Origin of the sequence: Synechococcus lacustris str. Tous (assembly GCF_003011125.1) — a bacterium.
Classification (GTDB): Bacteria; Cyanobacteriota; Cyanobacteriia; order PCC-6307; family Cyanobiaceae; genus Synechococcus_D; species Synechococcus_D lacustris.
Genome location: NZ_PXVC01000115.1, coordinates 1 through 4276, shown reverse-complemented (window position 1 = coordinate 4276; position 4276 = coordinate 1). Strand labels below are relative to the sequence as shown.

Below are 4276 nucleotides of genomic sequence, written 5' to 3'. Positions count from 1 at the left end.
TGCCAATGGGATCAAACAAACACTGCTGGGGGTACCGGCTGACACCTTGGCCAACCATGGGGCTGTTAGTGAAGCGGTGGCCATTGCCATGGCCGAGGGGGTGAGGAAAACCACTGGCGCCGATTGGGGTGTGGCCGTTACCGGCATCGCCGGCCCCGCTGGTGGCAGTGCCAGCAAACCGGTGGGTTTGGTGCATTTCGGCGTGGCGGGCCCTGAAAAAAGTTTTGGCTTTGTGCGTTTATATGGCGCCAGCCGCGGCCGCGAGTGGATCCGTGGGCTGAGCGTTGGTGATGCCTTGGATCAATTGCGCTTAGCCCTTGCTTAGTTGGARTGGCTTAGTTGAAGTTTTAGGCTGCAGCCATAGATAGGTAAAGATCTTGAGCGCAGGCACCCTCTACGACAAGGTTTGGCAATTGCATCAGGTGGCTGAAYTAGCCGATGGTGCAACCCAACTATTTATYGGTTTGCATTTAATCCATGAGGTAACAAGCCCCCAGGCTTTTGCTGGCCTGAAGGAATTAAATCTGCAGGTGCGCCACCCGGAACGCACGGTGGCAACCGTTGATCACATCGTTCCCACCAGCTCCCAGGCAAGGCCCTTTGCCGATCCATTGGCGGAGGAAATGCTTGCCACCCTCGAGCGCAATTGCAGCGAAAATGGCATCACCTTGCATGGCTTAGGTAGCGGCCGCCARGGGATCGTGCATGTGATCGCCCCGGAATTGGGGCTCACCCAACCGGGGATGACCGTGGCCTGCGGCGATTCCCACACCTCAACCCATGGGGCCTTTGGRGCAATCGCCTTTGGCATTGGCACCAGCCAAGTGCGCGATGTGTTGGCAAGCCAAAGCTTGGCRATGGCGAAATTAAAAGTGCGGCGCATCTGGGTTGAYGGCAGCTTGCAAGCGGGGGTTTATGCCAAGGATTTAGTGCTGCACATCATTCGCCTYTTGGGGGTGCAAAAAGGTGTGGGYTATGCCCATGAATTTGCAGGCCCYGCAATCGATGCCCTCTCCATGGAGGAACGCATGACGATCTGCAATATGGCGATTGAAGGCGGTGCCCGCTGTGGCTAYGTAAATCCTGATGCCACCACATTTACCTACCTAAAAAACCGGGAATATGCCCCCAGCGGGGAAGCCTGGGGCAGGGCTGTGGCCTGGTGGAGCCAATTAGCCAGCGGCAGCGATGCGCTTTTTGATGATGAAGTGGTTGTGGATGCCAGCAACATTGCCCCCACTGTTACTTGGGGCATCAGCCCAGGGCAGGGGGTGGGGGTGGATGAAATGATTCCAACCCTTGAGCAGATCGCAGAAGAGGAGAGACCCTTGGCGGAGGAGGCCTACCGCTACATGGATCTGCAAGCGGGAGCAGCGATAGCAGGCACGCCGGTGGATGTGTGTTTTATCGGTAGTTGCACAAACGGAAGGCTCAGTGATTTGCGCGCTGCCGCTGCRGTGGCAAAAGGGGGCCAAGTGGCAGCTGGCATCAAGGCATTTGTGGTGCCGGGTTCAGAGCAGGTGGCGAGGGCGGCGGAACAGGAGGGCTTGGATCAGTTGTTTCGTGCCGCCGGTTTTGAATGGCGCGAACCGGGCTGTTCGATGTGCCTTGCCATGAACCCCGACCGACTGGAGGGGCGCCAGATCAGCGCCAGCTCAAGCAACCGCAACTTCAAGGGCCGCCAGGGGTCGGCCAATGGCCGCACCCTATTGATGAGCCCGGCGATGGTTGCCGCYGCYGCTATTAAAGGTTGCGTTACCGATGTGCGCACACTGCTGAATAAGTGATGAACAACAGCTATCCCCAAGGAGCAATAACAAGCATCAGTGGAAAAGCAGTGGTGCTCAGTGGCAACAACATCGATACGGATCGGATMATTCCAGCCCGTTTCCTTAAATGTGTAAGTTTTGATGGGCTTGGCGCCCAGGTTTTTGCCGATGATCGCAAGGAAGCAGGCGAACATCCCTTTGATCAACCAGAAAATCAAGGGGCAAATATATTATTTGTTAATCGCAATTTTGGTTGCGGCTCCAGCCGCGAACATGCACCACAGGCATTAATGCGCTGGGGCATAAGAGCCGTGGTAGCAGAAAGCTTTGCTGAGATCTTCTACGGCAATTGCTTAGCGCTTGGCATCCCATGTTTAATTGCAAATCAAACAACTGCCCTGCAATTGCAGGAAGAAGCAAATCAAAATCCAAAACCTATTTTTAATTTAGATATAAAAACAGCTACCGTGAGCGCAGCAGGCAAAAGCTGGAACCTAGAGCTGGCAGGTGGCTCCCAACAGATGCTGCTAAGTGGCCGCTGGGATGGCACCGCCCAACTRATAGCAAACAATGAAGCCCTAAAYAAAACGGCCTCTGCYTTGCCCTATTTAAATAACTTTCAATAAATACTTAGCTTAAAACTACTCATTTAAATCTAAATCAAGGGCCCAAYACCACGCCGGTAGTTGGCTCATAGGGCACAAATGGGAGGCCGGTGCCACGGAAACCAAAATCATTTARYTTCACTCTGATGCCACCGATGCCGGTGTATGGGCTGTAGTAAAAACCAAATTCATAGGCGCGGCGCTGCCAACGCAATTCAACATAGGAATTAGTTACATCGCCGTAATAGCCAGAATTACCGGCAACGTTATAACTAACCGCCCCATCAAGCACCAGGGGACCAACCAACTGCTGGGTTAAACCAACGCCAAGGGTTGCCGWATCAACATAGCGATCAAAAGCGAAGGGGCTATCACCTGATTTAGCAGCCAAACTACCAAATAAAGATAGGCGCGTGTAATCAAACATCGGCTTATTGAAATGRCCYAATGTAATTACTGGGCCACCTGATATGCCCACAAGATTTTGGCTCTTGCCACTGCCGTAGGCAGATAGATTAAGGAAGGGCACAAAATTCAACGAAAGGCCTGGCACAATCGCCACACCTGAATAGCGATAGGCACCTTCCGATGTGAGCGGTAATGCCTTACCGCTCCAGAKGGGCCAATTGGCGCGGATTGCACCATARAAATTAGCTCGCCATAGATCAGCAAAGTTATTACTTTCATTATTACCGGAAAYAAAATCATTACTTTGGTAATTACCTATGCCAGCACGCCAAAAATATGAACTTTCAAGCTTACCAAAATTGGGCAAAGATGCCTGTTTTTCAAGGGAGGCGCCATAGGCGGAATAAATATCCTGTTCGCCAAGGGAGCCATTCCAAGTGCGGAAGCGATAGGCACCAAATAAACGGGCCAACGGAGTGCCTAAGAATGGCAATTTAAGCGGCTCTAGAATTTCACCAACCACCCGGGTTGCATTGGATAGGTTTTGTTCAGAAAAGCTAGAAACATCTGTTCGCACATAGAATTTACCCTCTCCAAATGAACCCTCAAGCAATGCCTGGGCGCCAAATAAATCACCGATTGTGTTGTTTTGAGTAACGGTGCCAGATCCGGCSGAGGCGCCTGGAGCTGGGTAGGCGGAGGTGGTGCCATTAAAGGCACGCTCAATCATGAATTGGGGMCTTAATGTAAAAGTAGTGGCATTGCCAAGCCGCAATTCAGGCAGGGTGTATTGAACAAAAAAACCATCGCGATCTAATTTATCTACCTTGAGTGCCCAACGGTTTTCCACCTCCTGTTCCTGCTTGGGTTTAATCCTAAAAGTGGAGGGTAATGGCACAGGTATTTTGTTTTCCAATAACAGGCGATTGCGGCCTGATTCAATCACGGTGGTGCCATCAAGTTCCTGCTTTGATTTCACATTTTCCATATCCACCCACACCTGAGCTGGGGTGAAGGGGTCGTTGCTGAAGCTGGCCCGCGGGGCCGTCCACCCTTCTGGGGTGAGCCGCACCTGGGGTGCTTGAAAACGCCAATGGGTAACGGAACCGGTAATCAGCTTTTGGTTTTTTGTGGTTTGCAGCTGTTGCAATTGGGCTGGGGTGGCGGCGCCATAGGCGGCTTCCGTGCCGGTGAGGCTGCTGAGGCTATTGGTGCCAAAGCGTCTATCGATGGTTAGGCCAAGGCGGGGCTGCACATTGAGCACCCTTTGATCTAAGGAAGCAATCTCCTGGCGCCGCAGCACTAATTGTTGAGCTGGGGTGAGTTTGTTTGGTTCTGGGGATGGGCTTGGCGCCGGTGCRGCCTGGGCACTGGGGCCATCAAAAGCCACTGCCTCCAACTGTTCATCCAGGGGCAATAGCGGTTGGCGGCTGGCGCGATCGGGATCAGGGCAACCCAGGGGGGGTGGATTTTCAACTTGGGGCCGTTTCGGGG

General features: G+C 53.0%; 4 protein-coding genes. 3 read left to right on the top strand and 1 reads right to left on the bottom strand.

All coding sequences use genetic code 11. The annotated features are described in order from the left end of the window. The 3 genes from C7K08_RS12925 to C7K08_RS12915 all read left to right on the top strand — a co-directional run. Nucleotides 1–325, top strand: a 325-nt coding sequence (locus C7K08_RS12925; RefSeq protein WP_117434656.1) for a nicotinamide-nucleotide amidohydrolase family protein, incomplete at its 5' end; no start/stop codon positions are given. A 52-nt stretch (nt 326–377) separates the two neighbouring features. Further along, nucleotides 378–1787 carry a 3-isopropylmalate dehydratase large subunit gene (gene leuC, locus C7K08_RS12920; RefSeq protein ID WP_106500979.1) on the top strand — a complete coding sequence of 470 codons (1410 nt, stop codon included), beginning with the start codon at nt 378–380 and terminating at the stop codon, nt 1785–1787. Then, nucleotides 1787–2395, top strand: a complete 609-nt coding sequence (locus tag C7K08_RS12915; RefSeq protein ID WP_106500978.1) for a 3-isopropylmalate dehydratase small subunit — start codon at nt 1787–1789, stop codon at nt 2393–2395. The genes leuC and C7K08_RS12915 overlap by 1 nt, the downstream gene beginning before the upstream one ends. 34 nt (nt 2396–2429) lie before the next feature. On the opposite strand, the gene C7K08_RS12910 is transcribed toward C7K08_RS12915, so the two are convergent. Continuing rightward, a partial coding sequence (locus C7K08_RS12910) for a DUF3769 domain-containing protein (protein WP_117434655.1) occupies nt 2430–4276 on the bottom strand: 1847 nt, incomplete at its 5' end.